Annotated in this window: 20 protein-coding genes; 9 read left to right on the top strand and 11 right to left on the bottom strand. The window is 64.3% G+C overall.

Annotation, left to right across the window (positions count from 1 at the left end; translation table 11 throughout):
* Nucleotide 1 precedes the first annotated feature (1 nt).
* The 4 genes from ACQ4W4_RS14010 to ACQ4W4_RS14025 all read right to left on the bottom strand — a co-directional run bounded on the left by ACQ4W4_RS14010 (nucleotide 2) and on the right by ACQ4W4_RS14025 (nucleotide 6,009).
* Nucleotides 2-2,143: a type VI secretion system Vgr family protein gene (locus ACQ4W4_RS14010; protein ID WP_436542514.1), complete on the bottom strand. Its 2,142-nt coding sequence runs from the start codon at nucleotides 2,141-2,143 to the stop codon at nucleotides 2-4.
* A gap of 78 nt (nucleotides 2,144-2,221) precedes the next feature.
* Nucleotides 2,222-3,262 (bottom strand): type VI secretion system baseplate subunit TssG, encoded by a 1,041-nt coding sequence (gene tssG / locus ACQ4W4_RS14015; RefSeq protein WP_436542515.1) that lies wholly within the window; start codon nucleotides 3,260-3,262, stop codon nucleotides 2,222-2,224.
* Complete coding sequence (gene tssF / locus ACQ4W4_RS14020; RefSeq protein ID WP_436542516.1) at nucleotides 3,226-5,067, bottom strand: type VI secretion system baseplate subunit TssF; 1,842 nt, start codon at nucleotides 5,065-5,067, stop codon at nucleotides 3,226-3,228. Before tssF ends, tssG begins: the two co-directional genes overlap by 37 nt.
* A gap of 78 nt (nucleotides 5,068-5,145) precedes the next feature.
* Nucleotides 5,146-6,009, bottom strand: coding sequence for an outer envelope protein (locus tag ACQ4W4_RS14025; RefSeq protein WP_436542517.1), 864 nt, complete (start codon nucleotides 6,007-6,009; stop codon nucleotides 5,146-5,148).
* Between the two features lie 390 nt (nucleotides 6,010-6,399).
* Here ACQ4W4_RS14025 and ACQ4W4_RS14030 point away from each other — a divergent pair, with 390 nt between their 5' ends.
* The 6 genes from ACQ4W4_RS14030 to ACQ4W4_RS14055 all read left to right on the top strand — a co-directional run bounded on the left by ACQ4W4_RS14030 (nucleotide 6,400) and on the right by ACQ4W4_RS14055 (nucleotide 13,725).
* Nucleotides 6,400-7,914: an ABC transporter ATP-binding protein gene (locus ACQ4W4_RS14030; protein ID WP_436542518.1), complete on the top strand. Its 1,515-nt coding sequence runs from the start codon at nucleotides 6,400-6,402 to the stop codon at nucleotides 7,912-7,914.
* Nucleotides 7,907-8,983 (top strand): ABC transporter permease, encoded by a 1,077-nt coding sequence (locus ACQ4W4_RS14035; RefSeq protein ID WP_436542519.1) that lies wholly within the window; start codon nucleotides 7,907-7,909, stop codon nucleotides 8,981-8,983. The genes ACQ4W4_RS14030 and ACQ4W4_RS14035 overlap by 8 nt, the downstream gene beginning before the upstream one ends.
* Complete coding sequence (locus tag ACQ4W4_RS14040) at nucleotides 8,976-9,905, top strand: ABC transporter permease (protein WP_436542520.1); 930 nt, start codon at nucleotides 8,976-8,978, stop codon at nucleotides 9,903-9,905. The genes ACQ4W4_RS14035 and ACQ4W4_RS14040 overlap by 8 nt, the downstream gene beginning before the upstream one ends.
* 21 nt (nucleotides 9,906-9,926) lie before the next feature.
* Nucleotides 9,927-11,000, top strand: coding sequence for a BMP family ABC transporter substrate-binding protein (locus ACQ4W4_RS14045; protein ID WP_436542521.1), 1,074 nt, complete (start codon nucleotides 9,927-9,929; stop codon nucleotides 10,998-11,000).
* A gap of 121 nt (nucleotides 11,001-11,121) precedes the next feature.
* The gene (locus ACQ4W4_RS14050; protein ID WP_070218149.1) at nucleotides 11,122-11,958 is read left to right on the top strand and encodes an HDOD domain-containing protein; all 837 of its coding nucleotides are present in this window, start codon (nucleotides 11,122-11,124) and stop codon (nucleotides 11,956-11,958) included.
* Between the two features lie 135 nt (nucleotides 11,959-12,093).
* Entirely contained in the window at nucleotides 12,094-13,725 is a 1,632-nt protein-coding gene (locus ACQ4W4_RS14055) for a M28 family peptidase (RefSeq protein WP_436542522.1), read from the top strand.
* A 148-nt stretch (nucleotides 13,726-13,873) separates the two neighbouring features.
* On the opposite strand, the gene ACQ4W4_RS14060 is transcribed toward ACQ4W4_RS14055, so the two are convergent.
* Complete coding sequence (locus ACQ4W4_RS14060) at nucleotides 13,874-15,088, bottom strand: MFS transporter (protein ID WP_436542523.1); 1,215 nt, start codon at nucleotides 15,086-15,088, stop codon at nucleotides 13,874-13,876.
* A 175-nt stretch (nucleotides 15,089-15,263) separates the two neighbouring features.
* Nucleotides 15,264-16,262: an LLM class flavin-dependent oxidoreductase gene (locus tag ACQ4W4_RS14065; RefSeq protein WP_436542524.1), complete on the bottom strand. Its 999-nt coding sequence runs from the start codon at nucleotides 16,260-16,262 to the stop codon at nucleotides 15,264-15,266.
* Nucleotides 16,263-16,479: 217 nt separating this feature from the next.
* Between ACQ4W4_RS14065 and ACQ4W4_RS14070 the strand changes: the two genes are divergently transcribed.
* Together ACQ4W4_RS14070 and ACQ4W4_RS14075 are read left to right on the top strand one after the other, a co-directional pair.
* The gene (locus ACQ4W4_RS14070; RefSeq protein ID WP_436542525.1) at nucleotides 16,480-17,985 is read left to right on the top strand and encodes a dipeptidase; all 1,506 of its coding nucleotides are present in this window, start codon (nucleotides 16,480-16,482) and stop codon (nucleotides 17,983-17,985) included.
* A 194-nt stretch (nucleotides 17,986-18,179) separates the two neighbouring features.
* Nucleotides 18,180-19,307, top strand: a complete 1,128-nt coding sequence (locus ACQ4W4_RS14075) for a M24 family metallopeptidase (RefSeq protein ID WP_436542526.1) — start codon at nucleotides 18,180-18,182, stop codon at nucleotides 19,305-19,307.
* A 95-nt stretch (nucleotides 19,308-19,402) separates the two neighbouring features.
* Here the strand turns inward: ACQ4W4_RS14075 and ACQ4W4_RS14080 are convergent, their stop codons facing one another.
* Nucleotides 19,403-19,876, bottom strand: a complete 474-nt coding sequence (locus tag ACQ4W4_RS14080; RefSeq protein ID WP_436542527.1) for a hypothetical protein — start codon at nucleotides 19,874-19,876, stop codon at nucleotides 19,403-19,405.
* Nucleotides 19,877-20,097: 221 nt separating this feature from the next.
* On the opposite strand from ACQ4W4_RS14080, the gene ACQ4W4_RS14085 reads away from it, so the two are divergent.
* Nucleotides 20,098-20,385 (top strand): hypothetical protein, encoded by a 288-nt coding sequence (locus ACQ4W4_RS14085; RefSeq protein WP_436542528.1) that lies wholly within the window; start codon nucleotides 20,098-20,100, stop codon nucleotides 20,383-20,385.
* 26 nt (nucleotides 20,386-20,411) lie between these two features.
* Here ACQ4W4_RS14085 and ACQ4W4_RS14090 read toward each other — a convergent pair whose 3' ends face one another.
* From ACQ4W4_RS14090 to ACQ4W4_RS14105, 4 genes are all read right to left on the bottom strand, one after another.
* Nucleotides 20,412-20,837, bottom strand: a complete 426-nt coding sequence (locus ACQ4W4_RS14090; RefSeq protein WP_436542529.1) for a VanZ family protein — start codon at nucleotides 20,835-20,837, stop codon at nucleotides 20,412-20,414.
* 546 nt (nucleotides 20,838-21,383) lie between these two features.
* Nucleotides 21,384-22,148, bottom strand: a complete 765-nt coding sequence (locus ACQ4W4_RS14095; protein WP_086139598.1) for an SDR family NAD(P)-dependent oxidoreductase — start codon at nucleotides 22,146-22,148, stop codon at nucleotides 21,384-21,386.
* Nucleotides 22,149-22,219: 71 nt separating this feature from the next.
* On the bottom strand, nucleotides 22,220-22,741 hold the full coding sequence (locus ACQ4W4_RS14100) for a TPM domain-containing protein (RefSeq protein ID WP_436542530.1): 522 nt from the start codon (nucleotides 22,739-22,741) through the stop codon (nucleotides 22,220-22,222).
* Complete coding sequence (locus tag ACQ4W4_RS14105) at nucleotides 22,741-23,574, bottom strand: TPM domain-containing protein (RefSeq protein ID WP_436542531.1); 834 nt, start codon at nucleotides 23,572-23,574, stop codon at nucleotides 22,741-22,743. Before ACQ4W4_RS14105 ends, ACQ4W4_RS14100 begins: the two co-directional genes overlap by 1 nt.

Genomic DNA, 23,574 nt, shown 5'->3' on the forward strand with positions numbered 1-23,574 from the left:
GTCAGCCCGGATTGTTGTCGATGTCGTCGCCGTGGATCTGCACCTTCGATCTGCCGCGGATGATGATTTCATCGGCAACGAGTTCGATGCGTCCCGGCGTGATGGTGATACTGGACGTGCCGACCGTCATCGTGTGCGAATCGGCGGCCGTGAGCGTGCTGTCGGCGCCGACGATGACGCTTTTCGCCAGGCCGATCTGCTCGGCCTGCGCCAGCACGACGGTGGTGTTCATGGCGCCGATGACGGTGGTCTGGTAGGCGGCGCCGATGGTCAGCACCTTGGCCAGGCCGATGGTTTCGTCCTTGGCCAGGGTCACCCGTTCCGAACGGTGGCCGTCGATCTGCACCTGCTCGTTGCCGCCCACGTGTTCGCGGCGGTTGTCGCCGATGTCGATGTGCTCGTCATGGTCCACGCGCTCACGGCGGTTGTTGTGCACGGTGATGTCTTCATCGTGGTCCACCGTTTCCGTGCGGTCGCGCTTGACGTGCACGGTTTCATCGCGGTCGATGGTTTTGCGGCGATCGTTACCGACCCAGTGCGATTCGTCGTGCTCGACTTCGATGCGCTGGTCTTTTTCCGCATGCAGCCACAGCTCTTCCGCGTCCTTGCGGTCCTCGAAACGCAGGGCGTTGGCATGCGCGCCAGAACCTTTTTTCGAGGAACGGCTCAGCATGCCGCTCTGCGTCTTGTTGGCCGGCAGCTCCCATGGCGGCATATTACGCGCGTTGTAGACGCAGCCGATGATGAGGGGCATGGCGACGTTACCGTCGAGAAATTGCACGGCCACTTCCATGCCCACCCTGGGCAGGCTGATGTGGCCGAAATTCGGGCCGGCCCAGTTCGATATCACCCGTATCCACGGCGAACTCTTGTCGTCGAAGGTGCCCAGGCGGTCCCAGTGGAATTGCACTTTGACGCGCCCGTAACCATCCGTGTGGATTTCCTCGCCGGGCGGCCCGACGACGGTGGCCGTTTGCACGCCGTAGATCTTCGGTTCGCGGCTGTGGAAATTGCGTCCCGGGCGCCAGGGGATGGCGCGGGGGATGCACGTAAATGTGTTGCTGTAGTGCGAGGTGGCGCCATGTCCTTGCTGGTAGTTGTTGCTGGCGTAGTGGTGCACGGACAGGATCAGGTATTCGCTGGCCGCGCTGTCGAAATGCCCGCCCAGGGTGAACCAGCGTCCCGGTTGCGCCGTGCGGTCGTTACCCTGCGCCTCGAACAGCTGGCCCTGGGCGTCGCGCTCTTCCATGCGGCGCTGCGCCAGCGCCTCGCCGTCGTCGAGGTTTTTAAAGCCGTAGCTGCCCGTGTTTTCATACACTTCCAGGGACGGCACGGCGCCTTGCCGGTTCAACGAGTCGCGGCTGGCGCGGGCGCTGCGCGGATTCTTGAAGTTGAAACTGGCCACCGTCATCTGGGCCGGGGCCATGCGCCGCACCGTGCTCCATTGATGCACGCCATCGTCTTCCAGGGAACCGGCCTGGTGCTGGAAGGGCATGGCGTTCGATTCTCCATCGATTGGCTTGCCGGTAGTGCTGTCGTCGTCCAGCCACAAGGTGTGGCCGTCAAGGCGGTGTTCGTAGCGGTAGTGCCAGCCCAGCTGTTCCCAATGCCGGTGCAGCAGGTTGTGGTCGCTCTCGTTGTGCTGGCACGTGTAGGTGATGGCGGGGTCCAGGCCGCTGGCTGCCAGCTTGTAGTCGCGCATCAGGTAGTCATCGAAGACCTTGTCCGTCAGCGCCGCCACCGTCAAGCCGTGGAAGGCGACATTGTTTTGCCGCAAGTGCAGGTGCGACAGCCACGGTTCCAGCACCATCTCGTAAAACGCGAAGCCGCCGTCCGCGCGCAGGAAGCGGAATTCGAACACGTAACCATTGAAGTAGCGCAAGGTGCCGTCTTCGCGCACCAGTTCGATGGTCACCATCTTGCCCATCACTTTGTCGAGCGCGATGCTGGCATTATCGGACAGCACTTCCACCACATAGGAAAAGTCGCGCGACAGGCTTTCGCTGGCAGCCAGGCTGTTGGCCAGGAACTGGATGTGGGCCGGGCCGTCGCCATGCGGAAAGTGCAGGCGCAGCAGGCGCTGGCCCTGCATGTCGCCCAGTAATGTCGTCCATGCCGCCGTCGTATCGGGGAACTGGCTCATCGTGCATCGCTTTACGTTAGGAATTGTTGGCCGACTGTAGCAATAGCGAACACAAGCGTTTTTGCGCGGCAACAAGATTCAATCGTTGAGTGAGGGCATCAATTGCATTTCGTAATGCATGTCGTCGCGGTGGCGCGGCGTTGTTGCCTCGCCGAGGAAACTGTTGCGGCCGAGGCCAGCTTGCCCGGCAGCCGTCAACGCCATTCCCCGTACATCGCTGGCGCGCAGCACCAGCACGATGTCGTAGCGCACGAGCGGCTGGCGGAACAGCATCAGCATGTGCCGCAGCGCCTTGCTGGCAGGGGCGCGCGGCAGGAAGCCGGCGTGCTGTTCCGCAGTGAGCGGGCCGAGGCGCAGGCGCACGGCCAGGTCGGGGCGGCGGCAGCGTTCGCCGACCGTGGCGTGCCGGCCCAGTACGGCATTTGCCATGCCCAGCACCGTTTGTTCGCGCGGCGCCAGCACGTCCATGGCGCCCGTCGCCTCGTCGATATGGCAGGGCACGCCGAAGTGGTCGGCGAGGATGCGCGCCATGACGATGGATGAGATGTTGCGCTGCTGGAGCAAGCCGCTGTACAGGCCGGCCGCCGCCTCGTCCTGGCTTGGGCGGCATGCGGCCACGGCCAGCAGGCGCGCCAGGAAGTTCCCGCTGTGGCCGGCCTGCTCGATGCGGTATTTTTGCCAGGCCTGGTAAAACAGGGCCACGGCGCGGCTGGAAAACAGGTCGAGAAAAGCCCGCGGACTGGTGTCGCGTTCGCTATGCTGGCGCGCGGCGATGCGCTCCGAATAGTGGCTGGGCAAGCTGCCCTGGCAACCCAGCAGGCCCATGAAGGCGGGCGTGATGTGGATGTGCTGGTCGTGGCCGGACAGCAGCGCTTGCAGCAAGGTATCCGCATCGGCGATGCCGTTGGTCGTGAGCGCCTCGATCTGGCTGGCTGGAAAGCGCAGCGAGACGCTATTGTCGAAGCGCATGACCTTCGCCAGCGCCGTGTGCTCATCGATGCCGTGTTCGGCCAGCCACGCCAGCAGCAGGCGCAGCGCCTGGAAGCACTCGAAGCGCTGCGGCGCGTCGAGCAATTGCTGGATCACGCTGGGGTGGCGTCGGCGCTGCGTTCCGGGCATCGCAGGATTTCCTCGCCGCTGCGATGGGACAGCAGCGTTAGTTGGCTAAAGCAGTTGAGCTGGCTGTTCAGGGCGAAGTAGCGCTGCAGCACCTGGGCAAAAATATAGATGCTGGTGCCGACGAAGGCTTGCTCGTCGATGCCTAGGCGGATGGCGATGCCGGGCATCAAGGTGGGAAACGGTAGCGTTGGCATCCACGCGCGCGTGCTGCCGTGGTCGAGCGTGACGATGCCCTGGATCAGACGCTGCGTGGCGGGCGAGCGGGGCAGGTCGTACAGGCTGAGCATTTTCTGGAATTCGCCCAGGCCAGCCTGCGTCAGGCTCGAGTAATTGAGCGACAGGTGCGCAATCAGGCGCCAGTGCGTGTCCGTGAGAAAACGCATGCTGGGCGTGGGCTTGCGCAGGAAGCGCGCGGGGATGTCATCGGGCACGTCTTCGGCCAGCAGGTCGCCGCCGGGTGAGCCGTAGTGCAATTGCGTGGGCAAGTCGCGGTTGCTGCACAGCAGCTGCGTCGAGACGGTGGCGCAGGCCGCGCTGTCCGGGGAAAACTGCGGGTCGATCAGGCTCAGGCGCATTTCATGGCCGGGGCTGATGGTCGCCACGGTTTCATCGCGGCGCGCCAGCCAGTATTGGCCATGCTCGGTCTGAGAACCCTGCAGCGTGGCATACAGCGGCAAGAAAGTGCTCAGACGCTCGCCGGCCTCGTCCTTGCGCACCAGGGTGACGGTCTCGATGCTGTGGATGTCGTAGGCAAACGCATGCGTGGCATCGGCCACCAGCGCGTAGTCGGGCTCCGTGTGCGTGAGGCGGATGGGCACGCCGGACTTGGCAAACAGGCTGACGACGGGCGTGCAGCCGGGCAGCAGGTTGTCGCGGCTGACGCCGGACAGGAGCCGCGCCTCGTGGCTGTCGCTGCGCACGCCCTTGAGCGGCAGATGCAAGGTGAACTGGCGGCATTGTTTCGGCAGCAAGGGCGCCAGCAGGGACCATCCGATATCGATGAAATGGAATTTTTCCGGAAAAGCGAAATACTCGGTCAGCAGGCGCAGGGCCGGGTGCGAGCGGGCGGAAATGGGGATCAGCGCGTCCTCGTCCGCATACCCGGCCGGCGCCAGCGGCGCGCCGTCGACGGCTTGCCACGGACTGTGTTCGTCCAGCGCCACATACGCGCCCGCGCCGCGCAGGAAGAGGGCGTCGAGCAGGGCCGCGCGCACGGACGGTTCGCCATCGGCAAACAGGCGCAGGCTGGAAAAACCGGCCTGGTCCAGGTGGTACTGCTCGCTGCAGCTGGTGAACTGAATGCTGAGCAAGGCGCTGGCGCCGGCGGGCAGGCGCAGGCCGGGCGGCGCGTCGATGAGCGGCGAAAAATGCAGGCTAGAAATAGCCAGCGGCGCCAGGGTCACGTCATACGCGCTGGTGAACTTGCACGCGACGCCCTGCACCGGTTGCGAGCGCAGCACCGTGCCGCGTGGAACATGCGTCAGCTGGGCAAGCTGGCCGCCGCCCGGCGCTTCGTCGGCGGCGATGCGCACGATGGAGCACGAGGGAAAGGGCCGCAGGTAGTGCGGATACAAAGTTTCCAACAGTGAATTGGTGAATTGCGGATAGGCGTCGTCGAGGCGCTTGGCGACCCTGGCCGTGAGCAGGGCGACGGACTGGATCAGGCGCTCGACATGCGGGTCTTCGCACGTCTCGCCGGCGATCAGCAGGCGCCCGGCCGCCTTCGGATAGCGGCTGGAAAACTCGCGCGTGTACTGGCGGAACAGGCCCAGCTCGCGCTCGTAATACGGCAATAGTTGTTCCACGGTCGCGCTCTCCGCCAGCAGGAAAGCTTCATGCTGGCATCAGGCGCGACCGTGTGTGTTGATGCGTGACAATGATTCTTAGAAATGGTATTCCGCGCGCACCATCGGCGTCTTCGCCGTCTGGCCCACGTTGCCCGTGGTGGCGGGTGAGTTGCCGAACTTGTTCTTCCAGTACTGGTATTCCAGGCCCACGCGGAAGGTGTTCTTGGCGCTGCCCAGGGCCGCGCCCACGTCGTACATCACCTGCATGTCGATATTCGTTTCCACCGCCGTGTCGCGCCCCACTTCATCCTTGCCTTTGGAATCGATGAGGTTAAAGAAACCTTCGAACGAGAACAGCGGCGACAGGGGAATGGCCCAGGCGCCCGTCAGCATGGCGTGCGTTTTATACGTGTAGCGGCCCGTCACTTGCGAGATGGGCGGGAAGGCGCCGCTGGGGGCGTTGCTTTCGCGCAGCAACAGCAGACTGGTGTTGAAGAAGCCGGGCACGTCCCACATCAGGGTCGGGCCGGCCACCAGCATGCGCTTGCGCGAATTGTAGCCGACGTCATTTTTTGTGTTGACGTCGAAACCGAGGGTGACGCCGACGCCGCGCACGGGGCCGAACTTGATGTCGCTGCCGCGCACCTTGCCGATGTCGATGGTGTTGCGGTACACCAGGTAGGCTTCCTGCGCGCCGGACGTCTTGCCGAGCGCGCCAGGGTCCTTGCTGTCGGACATCAGGAAATCGAGGTTGACGAAATTGCTGCCGTATTTGTAGCCGCTGGCGTGCGTGATGGCGAAGATGTTTTTCTTGATGTGGTCCGGATTGAACGGTTCGCGGTAATCATTGCCGGCGCGCCAGCTCAGCGCGGTATCGCTCCATTCGGCAGCCTGGGCGGTCGCGCCCACGCCGAGGGTGGCGGTGAGGCAGAGCAATAGACACGGTATGGTTTTTGGCACTTTCGGCTCCTGATGGCGGTGTTGAAAAACGGATATTCGGGATGGCAGGGCGCGTAGCCCGCACGATGCGCTGCGATGGGGCAAATTGCGCGCCGTTCAATCCATGATGCGAGAATCGCCGCGCCGGGCGATATGTCTTGTCTGCATACTGACTATCATTACTTGCATATAATCATCGCACCTTCTCGCCCTTGCGGGGCAAGGCGGCCGCTGTAAAGCTGATAATTTTTTTCAAAATTGTATACAGGTGTTGTTTTTTTGCGGAAATAGAAATGCGCGCCGCCACGCCGTCCCCCAAGCGCCGCGGATGCCGATACGATAGAGACAACAGCTTGATTTTTCCCACCGGCGACGATGCCGGCGACCCTGCAGCGAGGCACGAAAAAAACAATGACGGCACGCCTGGAATTACTCGATATCAGCAAGCGCTATCCCGCCGTGGTGGCCAATGACGGCATCTGCCTTACCGTCAAGCCGGGGCAGATCCACGCCGTGCTCGGCGAAAACGGCGCCGGCAAATCGACCTTGATGAAAATCATCTACGGCGCCGTGCAGCCCGACGGCGGCCGCATCCTGTGGAATGGCCGCGAGGTCGAGATCGCCAACCCGTCGGCCGCGCGTGCGCTCGGCATCGCCATGGTGTTCCAGCATTTTTCCCTGTTCGACACCCTCACCGTGACGGAAAACATCGCCCTCGGTTTGCCCTCCGGCACCAACATGGCGGAGCTGGCGCAGCGCATCGAAGACACAGCGCGCCAGTACGGCCTGGACCTGGAACCGCAGCGCCACGTGCACACGCTATCCGTGGGCGAATGCCAGCGCGTGGAAATCGTGCGCGCCTTGCTGGCCAAGCCGCAGCTGCTGATCCTTGACGAACCGACGTCCGTGCTGACGCCGGGCGCCGTGGAAAAACTGTTCAGCACTTTGCGCCAGCTGGCGGCCGAAGGCTGCAGCATCCTCTACATCAGCCACAAGCTCGACGAGATCCGCGCCCTGTGCCATACGTGCACGGTGGTGCGCGCCGGTAAGAACGCGGGCGTGTGCGACCCCACGCAGGAATCGGCGGCCAGCCTGTCGCGCATGATGATCGGCGCCGAGCCGCCCGCCGTCACGCGCGTGGCGCGCACGCCGGGCGCGGCCATGCTGAGCGTGCGGCAGCTGGATCTGCCGAAGAGCCACCCGTTCGCCACGCAATTGATCGATATCCATTTCGACGTGCGCGCGGGCGAGATCGTCGGCATCGCGGGCGTGTCCGGCAATGGCCAGCAGGAATTGCTCGCGGCCCTGTCGGGTGAGGACATGCGCGCTGCCCCCGCCAGCATCGTGCTGAACGGCACGCCTGCCGGGCGCTTGCCGCCGGGCCGCCGGCGCGCCCTCGGTTTCGGCTTCGTACCGGAGGAAAGGCTGGGGCGGGGCGCCGTACCCGATATGCCGCTGGCCGACAACGTGTTGTTGAGCTTGCAGACCCCCGCCACCATCCGCCACGGTTTCGTGCGCCACAAGGTCATCGCGCAGCGGGCGGCCGCCATCATTGCCCGCTTCCAGGTGAAGGCGGGCGGGCCGCAAGCGCTGGCGCGCAGCCTGTCGGGCGGTAACTTGCAGAAATACATAGTCGGACGCGAAGTCATGCGCGAGCCCACCGTGCTGGTGGTGGCGCAGCCGACCTGGGGCGTGGACGTGGGCGCGGCCGCGCAAATCCGCGCCGAATTGCTGGCCTTGCGCGACGCGGGTTGCGCGCTGCTCGTCGTGTCGGAAGAACTCGATGAATTGTTCGAGATCAGCGACCGCTTGCTGGTGATGGCAAAAGGAAAAATATCGCCGTCCCTCGACGTGGCCGAGGCCAGCGTGGCGCAGGTGGGACAATGGATGAGCGGGCTGTGGCCGCAGGAGGCTATCCATGGCTAAGTTTGCCTTGCGCCTGGAAGCCCGTCCCACACCGTCGCGGTTGATGTCGTGGCTGTCGCCCGTGCTGGCCGTGCTGCTGACAGTGCTGTGCGGCGCGCTGCTGTTTATCGCGCTGGGCCACGATCCGCTGGCGGGCCTGGCCGTGTTCTTTGTCGAACCCTTGCGCGACGCGCACGGCTGGTCCGAGCTGGGCCTCAAGGTGGCGCCTTTGCTGCTGATCGCCGTGGGCCTGGCCATCTGTTTTCGCGCCAACATCTATAACATCGGCGCGGAAGGGCAGCTGACCCTGGGCGCCATCTGCGGCGGCGCGGCGGCCCTGTACCTGGACGATGGCGTGGGCGGCGCGACCGTCATCGGCGTGTCCTTGCTGGCCGGCATGGCGGGCGGCATGGTGTGGGCGGGCCTGGTGGCCTGGCTGCGCGACCGCTACAACGCCAGCGAAATCCTCGTCTCGCTGATGCTGGTCTACATCGCCCAATTGCTGCTCAGCTATCTCGTGTATGGCGTGCTGCGCGATCCGGAAGGGTTTAATTTTCCCCAGTCGAAACTGCTGTCGGACGGCTTGCTGTTGCCGATGGTGATCAGCGATACGCGCTTGCACATCGGCATCGTGTTTGCCTTGCTCGCTTCCTTGGGCGGCTGGCTGTATCTATCCAGAAGCATTGCGGGTTTTCGCCTGCGCGTGGGCGGCATGGCGCCGGCCGCCGCGCGGTACGCGGGCTTTTCCTCGCGTAAGACCTTGTGGTCGTCGTTGCTGATCTGTGGCGCCCTTTCCGGACTGGCGGGCGCCTGCGAAGTGCTGGGACCGATGGGGCAGCTCACGCCCACGGTCTCGCCCGGCTACGGCTTTGCCGCCATCATCGTCGCTTTCGTGGGACGGCTGCATCCCGTGGGCGTGATTTTTTCCAGCTTCGTCATGGCCCTGTTCTATATCGGCGGCGAACTGGCGCAATCGCGCCTGGGTCTGCCCAGCGCCATCACGGGCGTGTTTCAGGGCATCTTGCTGTTCGCCTTGCTCGCTTGCGACGTGCTGATCCAATATAAACTGCGCTGGAGGAAACATGGATAACCTGGCCCTCACCATCGCGCCATTGATCGCGGCCAGCATCAATGCGGGCACGCCGCTGATGCTCGCCGCCCTCGGTTTATTAGTGAATGAAAAGGCGGGCGTGGTGAACCTGGGCGCGGAAGGCATGATGCTGGTGTCCGCCATCACAGGTTTTGCCGTGGCCGTCAACACGGGCAGCCCCACGCTGGGCTTTCTGGCGGGGGCGGGCGCCAGCATGGTGCTGTCCGGCTTCTTTGCCTGGCTGACCGTATGGCTGGGCACGAACCAATATGCGACGGGCCTGGCCTTGTCGCTGTTCGGCGCGGGCGCGTCCACGTACATCGGCTTGAAGTATGTGGGTAACAGCCTGCAGAATGGCCGCTTCGGCATCCCGTACCTGGAAGACATTCCCGTGCTGGGGCCGGCCCTGTTCCGCCAGCATGCTATGGTGTATCTGTCTTTGCTGCTGTGCCTGGCCATCGCCTGGTTTCTGTACCGCACGCGGGCGGGCCTGGTGCTGCGCGCCGTGGGCGAGTCGCCGTCGTCCGCGCATGCGCTCGGCTATCCCGTGCGGCGCATCCGCCTGGCGGCCGTGCTGTTCGGCGGCGCCTGCTGCGGCCTGGCCGGCGCCTTCCTCTCGCTCGTCTACACGCCGCTGTGGGTCGAGGGCATGGTGGCGGGACGGGGCTGGATCGCGCTGGCGCTGACCACCTTTGCCACCTGGCGCCCGGCGCGCGTGGTCGGCGGCGCCTATTTGTTCGGCGGCATCACGATTCTGACTTTCCACGCGCAGGCGCTGGGCGTGCCCATCGCCTCGCAGCTGCTGTCGATGCTGCCGTATGTGGCGGCCATCGTCGTGCTCGTGCTCATTTCCAGCAATGCCAATTACATCAAGCTCAACATGCCCGCTTCGCTGGGGAAAAATTTCAATCCCGGAAATTAATCACTCACCACAAGGAAAACCATGTCCAAGAAATTACTGTGCGCCGCCGTCTGCAGTGCCACGCTGATGTCCGCCATGCCTGCCATGGCCGCCGCGCCGCTGAATGTCGGTTTCGTTTACATCAGCCCCATCGGCGACGCGGGCTGGACTACCCAGCACGATCAGGCGCGCAAGGAAATGGAAAAGGCGCTGGGCAACAAGATCACCACCAAATACGTGGAAAACGTGCCGGAGAGCGCCGATGCGGAGCGCGTGATCCGCGACCTGGCGCAAACGGGCAGCAAGCTGGTCATCACGACGTCGTTCGGCTACATGAATCCGACCTTGAAAGTGGCGAAGCAATTTCCTAATGTGAAGTTCATCCATCTGACTGGCTACAAGACGGCCGTCAACGTGGCCAACACGAATGCCCGTTTCTACGAGGGCCGCTATCTGGCTGGCGTATTGGCGGGCAAGATGAGCAAGACGCATGTGGCCGGTTATGTGGCGGCATTCCCCATCCCGGAAGTGTTGCAGGGAGTGAACGCCTTCACGCGCGGCATGCGCAGCGTCGACCCGAAGGCGGAAGTGAAAGTGGTGTGGGTCAATAGCTGGTTCGACCCGGGCAAGGAGCGCGACGCGGCCATCACGCTGATCGGCCAGGGCGCCGACGTGGTCACCCACCACACGGACTCGACGGCCGTGGTGCAGGCGGCGGAAGAGAAGGGCAAGTATGCGATCGCCTATCACTCGGACATGAAAAAGTACGGGCCGAAGGCGCAGCTGGCGGCCGTCACCCACCACTGGGGCGAGTACTACACGAAGCAGGCGCAGGCCGTGCTCGACGGCACCTGGAAGTCCAGCAGCACCTGGGGCGGAATCAAGGATGGCATGGTCAAGCTGGAAGGCATCAACGCTGCCGTGCCCGCCGATGTGAAACAGTTTGTCTTGGCGCGCGAGAAAGAGTTGGTAGCTGGAAAACTCAATCCTTTCAGCGCACCGATCAAGGATAACGATGGCAAAGTGCGCCTGGACAAAGGCGTGCTGGACGATGCGGCGCTGACGAAGATGGATTATTTTGTCGAAGGCGTGGCAGGGAAAGTTTCCGGAAAGTAATAGGTTTGCGTATAAACTTGCTGTAATATTGCCGGAAACGGGAGCCAGGCCGGGGATACATGCGCATTCCCGGCCCATCCACATAGCAGCGCCTGCACAGGCCCGTACCGGAGATTGACCCATGGACAGACTGGAAGTATTCAAGATTATCGCGTTGCAAGCGAGCAAGGGCGAGCTGACGTTCCCCGCCAACGTCAAGGCCACCTTGAAGCTGCAGGAAGCGCTGGACGACCCCGATTGCCATATCGAAGCGGCCGCCCGCATGGTCATGGCCGAGCCGCTGCTGTCGGCGCGGGTCGTGGCATTGGCCAACTCGGCCGCCTACAACCGTTCCGGCAACGAAATCGCCAATGTGCGCGCAGCCGTTTCGCGCCTGGGATTTGCCACCTTGAAATCGATGGTGGCGTCCGTCATCGTGCGCCAGCTGGGTAGCCAGATTACGGACCCGCAATTGCGCGCCAAGGCGGCCAGGTTGTGGGAACATACGGCCCATGTGGCCGCGCTGAGCCAGGTCATCGCCCGCAAAGTCACGCACGTGGACGTGGAAACGGCCATGTTCGCCGCCATCGTGCACGAGGTAGGCGGCTTTTATTTGCTGTCGCGCGCGGAGGAGTATCCAGGCTTGCTCGACGACAATACCGAAGACTGGATCGAATACGGCGAAAAGCTGATCGGCCGCGGCGTGCTGCGCCAGCTGCAAGTGCCGGACATGGTCTTGCAGGCGGTGGAAGGCATGTGGCACGGCGGCAGCACGTTCCCGCCCCGCACCTTGGGCGCGACCCTGGTGCTGGCCAACGATCTGTCGCCCGTCGGCTCGCCCCTGCACCCGCCGGAAAGCGCCGCGCGGCGCCAGGCGGCGGCGAAGATCGACTTCGGCATCGGCGGCAGCACCCTGCACACGATACTCGAGGAATCGGCCGAAGAGATCGAATCGTTGGCGGCCGCCTTGCTCGTGTAATTTACTCGGCCATGACATCCCCGCCTTGCTGCGGGGATTTTTTTCGTCCGCATTTTGCCTTGCCTTCCCCATGGCATACAATCGCCGGCCCGGCTATCCGCCGGACTGAATGTCTCCTCTTACCCAAAGGATCTTATGCAGAAGCTGTTTTCTTCCCTGGCCGTCACGGCGCTCGCTTCCAGCCTGACGCTGGCGTTTTCCGCCCAGGCCGCTACCGGTTTGCCCGTGGTGCAGGAAGCGCCCTTGCGCGCCCACCTGGCCTTTCTGTCCAACGATTTGCTCGAAGGCCGGGGCACGGGCCAGCGCGGCGCCGACCTGACGGTGGCGTATCTGGAAACCCAGGCGCAGATGGCCGGACTGCAACCCGTGCGCGGCAACAGCTACCGCCAGAGCGTGCAAATTGCCGGTGTGAAGTCGCTGCCTGCCGAGAGCAGCCTGCAGGCGGTGGCGGGCGGCAAGGCCGTGCCGCTGGCGTTCGGTCCGGACTGGGTGTGGGCCACGGGCGACTCTGTTGCCGCGCACACGTTCGACGCGCCGCTCGTTTTCGTCGGCTACGGCATCACGGCGCCGGAAGAGGGCTGGAACGATTTCAAGGGTGTCGATGTCAAAAACAAGATCGTCGTCATGATGGTCAACGACCCGCAACCGACCGCGCTTGATCCGAACCGCTTCGCCGGCAAGGCGCTGACCTATTATGGCCGCTGGACCTACAAATTCGAGGAAGCCAAGCGCCAGGGCGCGGCGGGCGTATTGCTGATCCACACGAAACCGTCCGCATCGTACGACTGGAGCGTCGTGCAGAACAGCTGGAGTGGCAGCGAGCGCTTCCAATTGGCCGACCGCACGGCCGGCACGCCGCTGCAGGGCTGGATCGCGGAAGAGGCGGCGCGTCGCTTGTTTGCGGCCGGCGGGCAAGACCTGGACGCGTTGCGCGCGCAGGCGGAAAACAAGGATTTCAAGGCCGTCGCCTTGAACGCCAAGCTGTCGGGCGACATGAAGTCCGCCGTGCGCAAGGTGGAGCAGTTCAATATCGCCGGCATGGTGCCGGGCACCGATCCGAAATTGAAAGATGAAGCCGTCCTCTACAGCGGCCACTGGGATCACCTGGGCAAGCAGGGTGACTCTGGAGACACGATTTACAACGGCGCCGTCGACAACGCTTCCGGCACGGCCGGCTTGCTGGCCATGGCGCAGGAAGCCGTGAAAAAGCCGGCAAAACGCACGCAGATCTTCCTGTGGGTGGCGGCCGAGGAACAGGGGCTATTGGGCAGCGCCGCCTACGCGGCCGACCCGCTGTGGCCGCTGGACAAGACGGCCGCCGCGCTGAACCTGGACAGCCTGAATTTCGTGGGCGCCACGCACGACATCGGCGCGCAAGGCAGCGAGCGCACGGAGCTGGGCGTCATGGCCGCCACGGTGGCGAAAGCCATGGGCATGCATATCGCGCCAGCGCGCCCCGACTTGGCCGGCGGCTACTTTCGCAGCGACCATTTCAGCTTTGCCAAGGCGGGCGTGCCCGCGTTTTCCATCAATGGCGGACGCGAGTACATCAAGGACGTGGCAGCGTCGAAAGCCAAGGCGGCCGCCTACGGCCCCCGCTACCATCAAGTCACCGATGAGTACGACGCCAGCTGGGATCTGTCCGGCATGACGCAGCAGGCGCAATTCACCCTGAACCTGGGGCAAGCCGTGGCGAATGCGGCCAGGATGCCGGCCTGGAAGGCGGGCGATGCGTTCGGCAAGGCGCGCGGGCAAGCCGCGAAATAAGACGTGGTCCGTGCAAGCAACGTTGTCGGATTACGCGCGGCCTCGCCGCGCTAATCCGACCTACGCCTGTTCGCTTGGAGCAAGTGCGTAGGTCGGGTTAGCGCGCCAGCGCGTAATCCGACAACATTGTTGGTGCCGCAGCGCCGGATCAAGCCGCCCGTTCCAGCCTGCGCTGCGTGTGGCGGTACTTGCTCCACACGATCAGCAGCAACAGCGGCATGGCGCCGCCCACCATGCACAGGGCGGGCCAGCCGCCGGCGGCAAAGCTGGCGCTGGCCAGCGCCGAGCCTGCCGATGCGCCGATGAAGCCGCCTGCGATGAACACGGTGGTGACCCTGGCCCGCGCATGCGGCGCCAGTTTATAGATGATGGACTGGTGCGTCACTTGCAAGCCCATCACGCCCATGTCCAGCAGGACGATACCGATCAACAGCAGCGCCAGCGAATGGGCGCCGAAGCCGATCAATGCCCAGCCCGCGATCGAGGCCACGGCCAGCAGCCACGTGGCCTGGCGCGCATAGCCGCGGTCGGCCATGCGGCCCGCCGTGTTGGCGGCAAAGGCGCCCGTGGCGCCCGCCAGGCCGAACAGGCCGATCTGCATTTCCGAGTAGTGATACGGCGCGCCGCTGAGCAAGAAGGTCAGGCCCGTCCAGAACACGCTGAAGGTGCCCAGGCCCAGGCCCGAGAACAGGGCGCGCTGGCGCAGCAAGGGTTCCTGGCGGATGATGTCGGCCAGCGACGCCATCAGTTTGCCGTATTGCAGCTTGCCGCGCGGCGCCTCGTTTGGCAGGATGCGGCGCAGCATGACGAGCAGGGCCGCGACGACGATGGCGGCCAGCACGTAGACGGTGCGCCAGCCGCCGCTGATTTGCGACACGGTGCCGGACACGGTACGCGCCAGCAAGATGCCCAATAATAAACCCGTCATGACGGTGCCCACCATGCGGCCCCGGCTGTGGTCGGGCGCATACGACGCCACCATGGCCGTGACCACCATCAATGCGCTGGATGTGATGCCCATCAAGACGCTGGCGATGGCAAAGACGATGATGTTCTGGCTGGTCGCTGCCAGCAGCAGGGCGCCGATCTTGGCGATCAGCATCCACGTCAGCAACTGGCGGCGGTTCAGCACGTCGCTGAGTGGCACGAGAAAAACGATGCCCAGCACGTAGCCGATCTGCGTGGCCGTGACCAGATAGCCCGCTTGCGGCACGCTGACGCCAAACGAGGCGGCCAGCATGGACGTGAGCGGCTGCACGTAGTAGAGGCTGGCGACGAGCACGCCGGCGGACAGGGCGAACAACAGGATGCGGGTGGAGCTCAGCAGGGTGCTGGCATCGACGGAAGAGCTTGCAGATTTCATGCGGTACAGCTTTCTTGGAATAATGCTTTTGGATGAGCATGATAGCGGGGTGGCACATTTCTTGCCGGGCGCGGCCGATTTTGCGGCGGAGCGGTGAACAAAAAAATCCCGGCGATCGTTGCCGACGGCCGGGAAAAGGGTATTTGGGGAAATACCGAGGGAGGAAAACTGTCAGTTACTGTGGCCGGGCCAGCTCCGCATGCACTTGCGCCGTGATTTCATACGAGCGCAGCCGGTGCTGGTGCTCGAAAATCTGCGAGGTGATCATCAGTTCGTCCGCACCCGTCTCGGCGATGAAGGCGGCCATCTTCGCCTTGACGGTCGCCGGCGCGCCGATGGCGGTGCAGGACAGGACGGAATCGAGCATCGCGCGTTCCTGCGGGCCCAGCTGTTCCAGGTAACCGGGCACGGGCGGCTGCAAGCGCGACGGGCGGCCCGTGCGCAGGTTAACGAACGCCTGCTGCATTGACGTGGCGCGCAAGTGCGCTTCCGCATCCGTGTCGGCGGCAAAGACGTTAAAGCCCAGCATTACGTACGGTTTCGCTAACTGCTTCGACGGCTTGAAGTGTTCGCGGTAGTAGGCCACGGCTTGCATCATCATTTGCGGCGCGAAGTGCGAGGCGAACGCATACGGCAAGCCCAGGTGAGCGGCCAGCTGGGCGCCGAACAGGCTCGAGCCCAGTATCCACACGGGCACTTTCGCGCCCTTGCCGGGCACGGCCAGCACGCGCTGGCGCGGCTCGTCGGACATATAGTCGATCAATTCCAGCACGTCCTGCGGGAATTGTTCCGCGTCGGACTGCAAGTCGCGGCGCAGCGCGCGCGCCGTCGTCTGGTCGGAGCCGGGCGCTCGGCCCAGGCCCAGGTCGATACGGCCCGGGTGCAGCGCTTCCAGGGTGCCGAACTGTTCCGCGATGACGAGCGGCGAGTGATTCGGCAGCATGACGCCGCCCGCGCCCACGCGGATGGTTTTGGTGCCGGCCGCCACGTGGGCGATCACGACGGCCGTGGCGGCGCTGGCGATGCCGGGCATGCCGTGGTGTTCGGCCAGCCAGTAGCGGTGATAGCCCCAGCGTTCGCCGTGCTGCGCCAGGTCGAGCGTGTTCTTGAACGACTGGCTGGCGTTGCTGCCTTCGGCGATGGGCGCGAGGTCGAGTATGGAAAATGGAATCATGGTAGCGATATCGGGACGTGGTGGAAAATCACAATGGACGATTTGTCTATCCCCTGACGCTGGCAGGGTCACCCATGAAAGGCGTGGTGGGGAAGACAGGCTGTGTACATGATAATGCGAATCGGGAATTTGCGTACTGATCGGTAAAAAACTCGTGTCGATTGGAAATCGGCGCGGGCGGTGCTAGAGTGGCCCTCCCCACTTCATGTACCCCGTCATGTTCAAGAAACCCGTTTTTCTATCCCTGATCGGCTTGCTGCTGCAGCCCTCCGTTCACGCCGCGCCCGTCAGCCAGCAGGCGCAGGACACGGCCCGCTACGCGCTGGCCACCTATCCGGAACCGCTGATCGCCAGCCTGGCGAAGATGATCAGCTACAACACGGTGGCCGACCCGGCCGTGCCGTTTGCCGACAATCCCCAGCACACGGGTTTTAAACGCTATCTGGCGGCCGAGGCGCAGCGCCTGGGTTTCGACTTCCACGACCATGGCCACGTGGTGATCATCGGCATGGGCAATGGCAGCGAGCGCGTGGGCGTGATCACGCACGGCGACGTGCAGCCCGTGAACCCCGCCAAATGGGCCCGTTCGCCCTTCGAGCTGGACCGCACCAGCGAGCCGGGTAAGTTGCTGGGACGGGGCACGGAAGACGACAAGGGGCCCATCGCCACGGCCCTGTATGCGATGAAAGCCATCCAGGATAAACAGGTGCCGCTGAGCAAGCGCATCGAGCTGTACGTCTACATGGCCGAGGAGTCGGACTGGGAACCGCTGAAACAGTTCCTCAATACCCACACGCCGCCGCAAGTGAACATCACCATTGACGCGGAATACCCGGTGGTGACGGCCGAGAAGGGCTACGGCTCCATCAAGCTGACCGTGCCGCCGCGCACGGCAATGCCGGCCGATGGCGGCCCCGTGCTGAAGAAGCTGACGGGCGGCTTTTTCGGCAGCCAGATCCCGGAAGACGCACAAGCCGTCATCGAGCGCGCGCCGGCCACGCTGGAAGCGGCCATCCGCGCCCGCGCGCAGCAGCAAAAGGGCATGCGCTACAGCTACGCGCGCGATGGCGGCACCTTGACGGTGACGGCGCTGGGCGTGTCGGCCCACTCGTCGAAGCCGGAAGACGGCGTCAACGCCATCAGCATGCTGGCCGATGCGCTGGCCGTGCAGCCGTGGCAGGGGACGCAGGCGGCCGATATGCTGTCGTTCCTGAATGAACTGGTGGGCACGGGCATTCACGGCGAGCGCTTCGGCCAGATCGCCTACCGCGACGGCTTCATGGGGCCGATGACGGTGGCGCCCACCGTGCTCAAGCAACAAGGCGGCGCGCTGGAACTGAACATCAATCTGCGCCGTCCGCAAGGCAAGACGGCGGCCTTGCTGCAGCAGCAGGTGACGGCCGCCTTCGATGGCTGGAAAGCGCGGCGCCACGTGCCAGCCACCTTGCAGGTGCAGATCGGCGAGCCGTGGCTGCAGACGGACGCGCCGCAGATTCCCACGTTATTGTCCGTCTTCGAACACTACACGGGCATGGCGAAGCCGCAACCGGTGGCGATTGGCGGCGGCACCAATTCTCGGCTGTTCCCGAACGCCGTCAGCTTCGGCCCGGCCATGCCGCACACCGTCTACACGGGGCACTCCGAACATGAGTTCATCACGGAAAAACAGCTGCTGCTGAATCTGCAGATGTACACGGCAGTGCTGATCGAACTGGCGAAATAGCTGCTTGCAAAAATGGAGGGAAGTCATAGACTGCAAGCCTGTGACAACTCCCGGCGCTGAACTTTTCATGCGCATGCGGGTCTTACGTCTCCATGTAGAAAGGGAGCAGCTATGCATGAGCAACAGGAGGCCCGGCTGGCGCCAGGCAGGGCAGGCGCGGTGGTGCCGCGCCTGAACCCGGACGAGGAGCGGCCATGAACTGGCCGCTGGAACTGGAAGTGGCGCACAAGCTGGCGCAGATGCGTGGCTGGCTGGAGCAGGAGCGTGCCGGCGCCGTGCGCCTGCGCGGGGTGGACTGGTTTGCTTGGGCCACGGCGGGTGCGTCGAACAGCCATTGCCATACGGCCGAATGCGGCTGCGCGGAAGTGCTGGTGACGCGCGACGCCGCCTACATCCTGACGGACGAAGCCGAAGCCATGCGCATGCGCGAGGAGGAAGTGCGCGGGCCATGGACGTGGCAAGTGTCGCCCTGGATGCAGCCGCAGCTGTATGAATTGCGCGAGCATTTCGTGCAGCATGCGGCCGGCGGCTTGCCTGTCCTGTCCGACCGGCCAGGCTTGCACGAACGCAGCCTGCCCGTGGCCCTGCGCGAAGAGCGGCTGGTGCTGCTGGAATCGGAACAGTGGCGCTACCGGCAGGTGGGGCAGCTGGCCGCCAGCGCGGCTGCGGACGCGCTGCGCCAGGCCCGGCCCGGCTGGAGCGAGCAGGAACTGGCTGCCGCCTGCGTGCGCGCGCTGTGGCTGCGGGGCTTGCAGGCCGTGCACGTGCTGGTCAGCGGCGAAGACCGCCGACAGCGTTACCGGCGTGCGCCGCCCGCCCAGGTTGTGCTGGGCGGGCAAGCCGTGCTCGCCCTGTGCGCGCGGCGTTTCGGCCTGTGCGCCAGTCTCAGCCGCCAGCGGCGCTTTGGTCCGGCGCAGCATCGCGCCGATGGCGCGGCCGTGTGCATGGACGATGCCGATGCCGCCATGCTGGCGCTGGAAGCGGTGGCGCTCGACGCTTGCGAAACGGGCCATGCACTGAGCATGGTGTATCACGCGCTCGACAGCGCCTACGCGTATGCGGGCCAGCCCGACACGGTGCGCACCAGCCGGCAGGGGGGCATCCATGGCTACCTGGCACCCGAAGTGGCGGCGGGCGCGCACACGGAAATCATCCTCAAGCGTGGCATGGCGCTGGCCTTCCACCCCAGCCTGCCCGGCAGCACGGTGGAAGACACCTTTCTGCTCGACGGCAGCCAATTGCACAACCTGACGCACGACCCGGCCTGGCCTTCGGCTGTGGTGCAGGGGCGCAGCCGGCCGCTGACCTTGGCGCTGGCCTGAAGCTTGCCAACGGCGTGCCCAATGCGTGCCACGTGCATGCCAAGTGCGGCCAGGGGGAGGCAAATATGGGCCGGCATCGGCGCATCTCAAGCATCTCAATAGCGCTGCATCACGCCTTTCTGCACGCTGACCCGGTCGCCGATCTGGAAGGCGGGCTGGGTATTTTGCACGAAGGTGCGCGTCGTGCCGTCGTCCAGGCGCAGGGTGACGCGGTACAGCATATTGCCGGCGGCCCCCGAGGTGCTGCCGGCGGTGCCTGACGTGCCCGCCTGCATGTCGGCACTGCCTTGGTCCATGCCGCGCGGTACGGTCTCTATCGATTGCACCGTGGCCGAACGGATGTTCATGGTGGACTGGTTCATCTCGTTGCTCATGGCGGCGTTGCTGGTATCGGTGGCGGTGCTGGCCGTGCTGCTGGCCGGCGTGCTGCTTTGCGGCGTCGTGCCGGCCGGCGCGGCATAGGTTTCGCCACTGTTGTTACGGGCCAGCCTGGCATTCTCCGTGGAATGGCAGGCCGCCAGCAAGGCGCATGTCAGGCCGGTCAGCAGCAGGGTTGTTTTCGATCTCATTTTGGTCTCCTCATGGTCGCACACTCAGGATCGGCACCCGCGGTGATTGCGGATGGCAGCGATTGCTGCATGTAAGAGCATGGCGGAACACGAATGTTCGGAGGCCGACATTGCCGATTGAGCTAGATCAAGCGTCTTATTGCCGCGCTTGGTATAAAAGATGCTGGCAATTACCACTTCGTGCGGCTGCACGTTTCCTCACTGTTCAATCGGGAGAAAAAATGTCATCTGGCTCTACCGCAAAACTGATCGATGAGTTGGTGCTGGCCGTCGGCGGCACCGCGCGCGATGCCCGTGCGCGCCATGTCCTGACCCAGGCCTTGCATGGCCTGGTGCTGCTGGCGCGCTCGGAACAGTTGCTGGACATGCAGCGCGATGCGGCACGTGCCTTGGGTGCGGGCAGCCGGCGCGAGGCGCGCGCCCTGATGCGGTGCCTGGGCACGCGCAGCGCGCGCGGCCAGGGGCAGTTGCGGCTGGCATTGCAGGATAGCGAAGCGGACCGTGCCTGACGGGCGGCGCCGTATCTCGCGCCAGTTCAGGCTTCGGGCTGCGGCGCGCCCTTGCCCAGGGCGCCGGCGACCATTTTCGGCCAGAGGAAATACAGCGGCAGGCAGACCGCCGTCGCGGCCGTGATATCGACCACCCAGTCGCTGACGGCGCCGTGGCGGTAAGGCAGGAAACTCTGGATGAATTCGTCCAGCGCGCCCATGGCCGCCACCATCAGCACCGACAGCAGCGCCCGGCGGGCCATGCCGCCGGCCGTGCCGCTGAACAGGATCAGTGCCAGCACGCCATAGCCGAAGGAGTGCAGCACGCCGCCCGACGCATATTGGCCCACGTCCGCGCGCACGCCGGGGATGTCGCCGATCAAAATCACCAGCACATACAACAGCAGGGCCGTGCGGTAGCGCAGGCGTTCGTAGCGGTCGGCAAAACAGAGTTCCAGAAATAGTGCGGGCATGATGCGTCAGGACGGTGGAGAGGCCGTCACGATACCATGTGCATGGCGGGTCATCGTGTTTTCGCGCAAGAGTTTGCCGAGCGGGCAAAAAAAGGCCCGCGGGGGCGCGGGCCAAAAACCCAAATGAAAGGGTCAAGAGTTGAGAGTTGCTCGGTACTTACCCTGTCGCGCACCTTGCCGGCGCCCGCCACGGTCATGAAAGGGGAGTGGTGTGCCATGGCGGCACACCTGTCTGTAGTCAGGCATATCGGTTGCCTGTACAGCAGATGAAGCAAGTATAGGGGGCGAAAATGACGGGCTGATGACACGCCGCAACATTTTTTTTGCGGCAAGCAGAATCACCGGGAAGATTGTGGGACATGGCAAGAATGGCCATGTTGCAGCAGTCATGGCAAAAAAAAGCCCGCTGGTGAAAGCGGGCTTAAAACTATTTTCTTGGAGGAGAATAGTGGAGACAGGTGCATTATGCTGCGTCGCACGATATGTGTCTAATGGTATTTTTAGATATCTATTATTATTTTTTAATATAACTACCTGCGTCAGCCTTCATTCCTTCACGGCCACCGTGTAGTTGAGCGCCATGCGCCCGCCATCGACATAGATGGTCTGGCCCGTCATGTAGGTGGCGTCGTCGCTGGCCAGGAAGGCGGCGATGCCGGCCACTTCTTCCGGTTCGCCGCAGCGGCCCAGCGGCGTGCGCGACAAAATCGTGTGGCGCGCCTGCGGGCTCGACAGCACTGCCTGCTTGGCCAGTTCCGTCAGGATGGTGCCCGGCCCGATGCCGTTGACGCGCACGCCGTGCGGCGCCAGGTTCAAGGCCATGACCTTAGTCAGCTGGTTGATGGCGCCTTTCGACACCACGTACGGCACCTGGTTCGGAATGGCCAGTTCCGCATTCACGCTGGACATGTTGATGATGCAGCCGCTGTTGCGCTTGACCATCTCGCGCGCCACGGCCTGGCCGCACAGGAACATCGATTTCAGGTTAATGCGCATGACCCGGTCGAAATCGTCTTCGCACACGTCGAGGAAATCGGCCGCATGCGTGACGCCCGCATTGTTGACGAGGATATCGATGTGGCCGAACTGGGCCAGCGTTTCCTTTAGCATGGCGTCGACGTCCGCCTTCTGGCTGACGTCGGCGCAAAAGAAGCGCGCCTGCGGGCCGAGGGCGGCGGCCGCCTGCGCGCCTTCTTCCTTGATGTCGACCAGCATCACTTGCGCCCCTTCGGCGATCAGGCGGGTGGCGCAAGCGAGGCCGATGCCTTGCGTGGCGCCCGTGACGATGGCAGTTTTATCGATCAGTTTCATGTTTTCTCCTCGGCGGGTGGGGGCGCCGCCATGCTGCGGGGCCATGGCGGATTGTAATCCCCGGGCGGGAATCAGAGGAGGATGGGTTCGTTCGGCAGCTGGTTGCCGCGCGTGCCATCGGCGGGGAAGTGGCTTTGCAGCAGGGTATTGAGCTGCGCCAGCGCGTGCAAGGTGCTGTCGTGGAAATTGCCTTCCTTGAAGCCGCCCGTCATGGTGCGGCACACGGCTTGCCACTGTTCCGGCGTCACGCGTCGGCCCACGTTGCGGTCGGCCACGATATCGACCTGGTGTTCGGCCAGGTTGATATAGATCAGCACGCCAACGTTGTCTTCCGTATCCCACACGCCATACTGGGCGAACAGTTCGCGCGCCCGCTCGCGGTTGCTCACGCCCTGATAGGCCATGCCCGGCGTCAGGGCCGCTTCGACGATCAGGCGCACTTCCGCCCGGTGCATCGTTTCACCGTCGGCAATCGCCGTTTCGATGGCTTTCAGGGTGCGTTCTGGAAAGGCCTGGCGCGCCGTGGCCGGCGTGCCCCGCAAATGTTTCAAGGCGCGTCCACAGCGCTGTCCGAATGTCAGTTGTTTCGTCATTACCAATCTCCCGAGGCGCCGCCACCGTCAAAACCGCCGCCGCCGCCTCCGAAACCGCCGCCGCCGCCGCCGCCAAATCCGCCGCCGCCGCCGAAGCCTCCTCCGCCACTGCGGTTGTTCAGCGCCTGACTCAAAATGCTGCCCAGCACGACACCGGTGGCGCCGCTGGACCAGTTGCTGCCGCGCTGCAGCCGGTTCGGCCCGCCGCGCGAGCGGAACACGGTCACGAGCACAAGAAAGCCAAAGAACAGCAGCGGCAGCCAGAAGGTCAGGCCGCCAGCTTCCACAGTCGCCGGGGCCTGTTTTTGCGCCGGTGCGGGGAATTGTTCCTGGTTCAGCAAGGTAGCGATGGCGCCAATGCCGGCCACCAGGCCGCCGTAATAGTCATTTTGCTTGAAATGCGGCGCGATCACGTCCTGCAGGATGCGTTTCGATTGCGCATCCGTCAGCACGCCCTGTACGCCGCGGCCCGCCTCGATGCGCAAACGGCGCAAGGACGATGGGTTGTCCTTCGCCACCATCAGCAGCACGCCGTCATCGACGCCCTTGCGGCCCAGCTTCCAGGCATCCGTCACGCGGATGCTGTATTGCTCGATGGCTTCCGGTTCCGTACTCTTGACCAGCAGCACGGCGATCTGGCTGCCCGTCTTGGCTTCGTAATCGGCCAGCACGCCTTCCAGTGCCGCCTTTTGTTTGGCGTCGAGCATGCCGGCGTTGTCCGTCACGCGCGCGGTCAGCGGCGGCACGGGCTGCAAGCCCTGCGCGCCGGCCGGCGGCATCGACCACAGCAGCAGCGCCGTCGCCAGCGCCGCCAGATAAGACCAGGCTTTCAT

Origin of the sequence: Janthinobacterium glycogeni, assembly GCF_051380725.1 — a bacterium.
In the GTDB taxonomy this organism is placed as follows: domain Bacteria; phylum Pseudomonadota; class Gammaproteobacteria; order Burkholderiales; family Burkholderiaceae_D; genus Janthinobacterium.

What these genes read in the sequence shown, in the direction of transcription:
- ACQ4W4_RS14100 (WP_436542530.1), bottom strand. Translation starts at nt 22,741, where the DNA reads ATGACGAAACAACTGACATTCGGACAGCGCTGTGGACGCGCCTTGAAA.
- ACQ4W4_RS14035 (WP_436542519.1), top strand. Translation starts at nt 7,907, where the DNA reads ATGGCTAAGTTTGCCTTGCGCCTGGAAGCCCGTCCCACACCGTCGCGG.
- ACQ4W4_RS14045 (WP_436542521.1), top strand. Translation starts at nt 9,927, where the DNA reads ATGTCCAAGAAATTACTGTGCGCCGCCGTCTGCAGTGCCACGCTGATG.
- ACQ4W4_RS14090 (WP_436542529.1), bottom strand. Translation starts at nt 20,837, where the DNA reads ATGCCCGCACTATTTCTGGAACTCTGTTTTGCCGACCGCTACGAACGC.
- ACQ4W4_RS14060 (WP_436542523.1), bottom strand. Translation starts at nt 15,088, where the DNA reads ATGAAATCTGCAAGCTCTTCCGTCGATGCCAGCACCCTGCTGAGCTCC.
- ACQ4W4_RS14065 (WP_436542524.1), bottom strand. Translation starts at nt 16,262, where the DNA reads ATGATTCCATTTTCCATACTCGACCTCGCGCCCATCGCCGAAGGCAGC.
- ACQ4W4_RS14095 (WP_086139598.1), bottom strand. Translation starts at nt 22,148, where the DNA reads ATGAAACTGATCGATAAAACTGCCATCGTCACGGGCGCCACGCAAGGC.
- ACQ4W4_RS14010 (WP_436542514.1), bottom strand. Translation starts at nt 2,143, where the DNA reads ATGAGCCAGTTCCCCGATACGACGGCGGCATGGACGACATTACTGGGC.
- ACQ4W4_RS14070 (WP_436542525.1), top strand. Translation starts at nt 16,480, where the DNA reads ATGTTCAAGAAACCCGTTTTTCTATCCCTGATCGGCTTGCTGCTGCAG.
- ACQ4W4_RS14055 (WP_436542522.1), top strand. Translation starts at nt 12,094, where the DNA reads ATGCAGAAGCTGTTTTCTTCCCTGGCCGTCACGGCGCTCGCTTCCAGC.
- ACQ4W4_RS14080 (WP_436542527.1), bottom strand. Translation starts at nt 19,876, where the DNA reads ATGAGATCGAAAACAACCCTGCTGCTGACCGGCCTGACATGCGCCTTG.
- ACQ4W4_RS14040 (WP_436542520.1), top strand. Translation starts at nt 8,976, where the DNA reads ATGGATAACCTGGCCCTCACCATCGCGCCATTGATCGCGGCCAGCATC.
- tssG (WP_436542515.1), bottom strand. Translation starts at nt 3,262, where the DNA reads ATGCCCGGAACGCAGCGCCGACGCCACCCCAGCGTGATCCAGCAATTG.
- ACQ4W4_RS14075 (WP_436542526.1), top strand. Translation starts at nt 18,180, where the DNA reads ATGAACTGGCCGCTGGAACTGGAAGTGGCGCACAAGCTGGCGCAGATG.
- ACQ4W4_RS14105 (WP_436542531.1), bottom strand. Translation starts at nt 23,574, where the DNA reads ATGAAAGCCTGGTCTTATCTGGCGGCGCTGGCGACGGCGCTGCTGCTG.
- ACQ4W4_RS14085 (WP_436542528.1), top strand. Translation starts at nt 20,098, where the DNA reads ATGTCATCTGGCTCTACCGCAAAACTGATCGATGAGTTGGTGCTGGCC.
- ACQ4W4_RS14030 (WP_436542518.1), top strand. Translation starts at nt 6,400, where the DNA reads ATGACGGCACGCCTGGAATTACTCGATATCAGCAAGCGCTATCCCGCC.
- ACQ4W4_RS14050 (WP_070218149.1), top strand. Translation starts at nt 11,122, where the DNA reads ATGGACAGACTGGAAGTATTCAAGATTATCGCGTTGCAAGCGAGCAAG.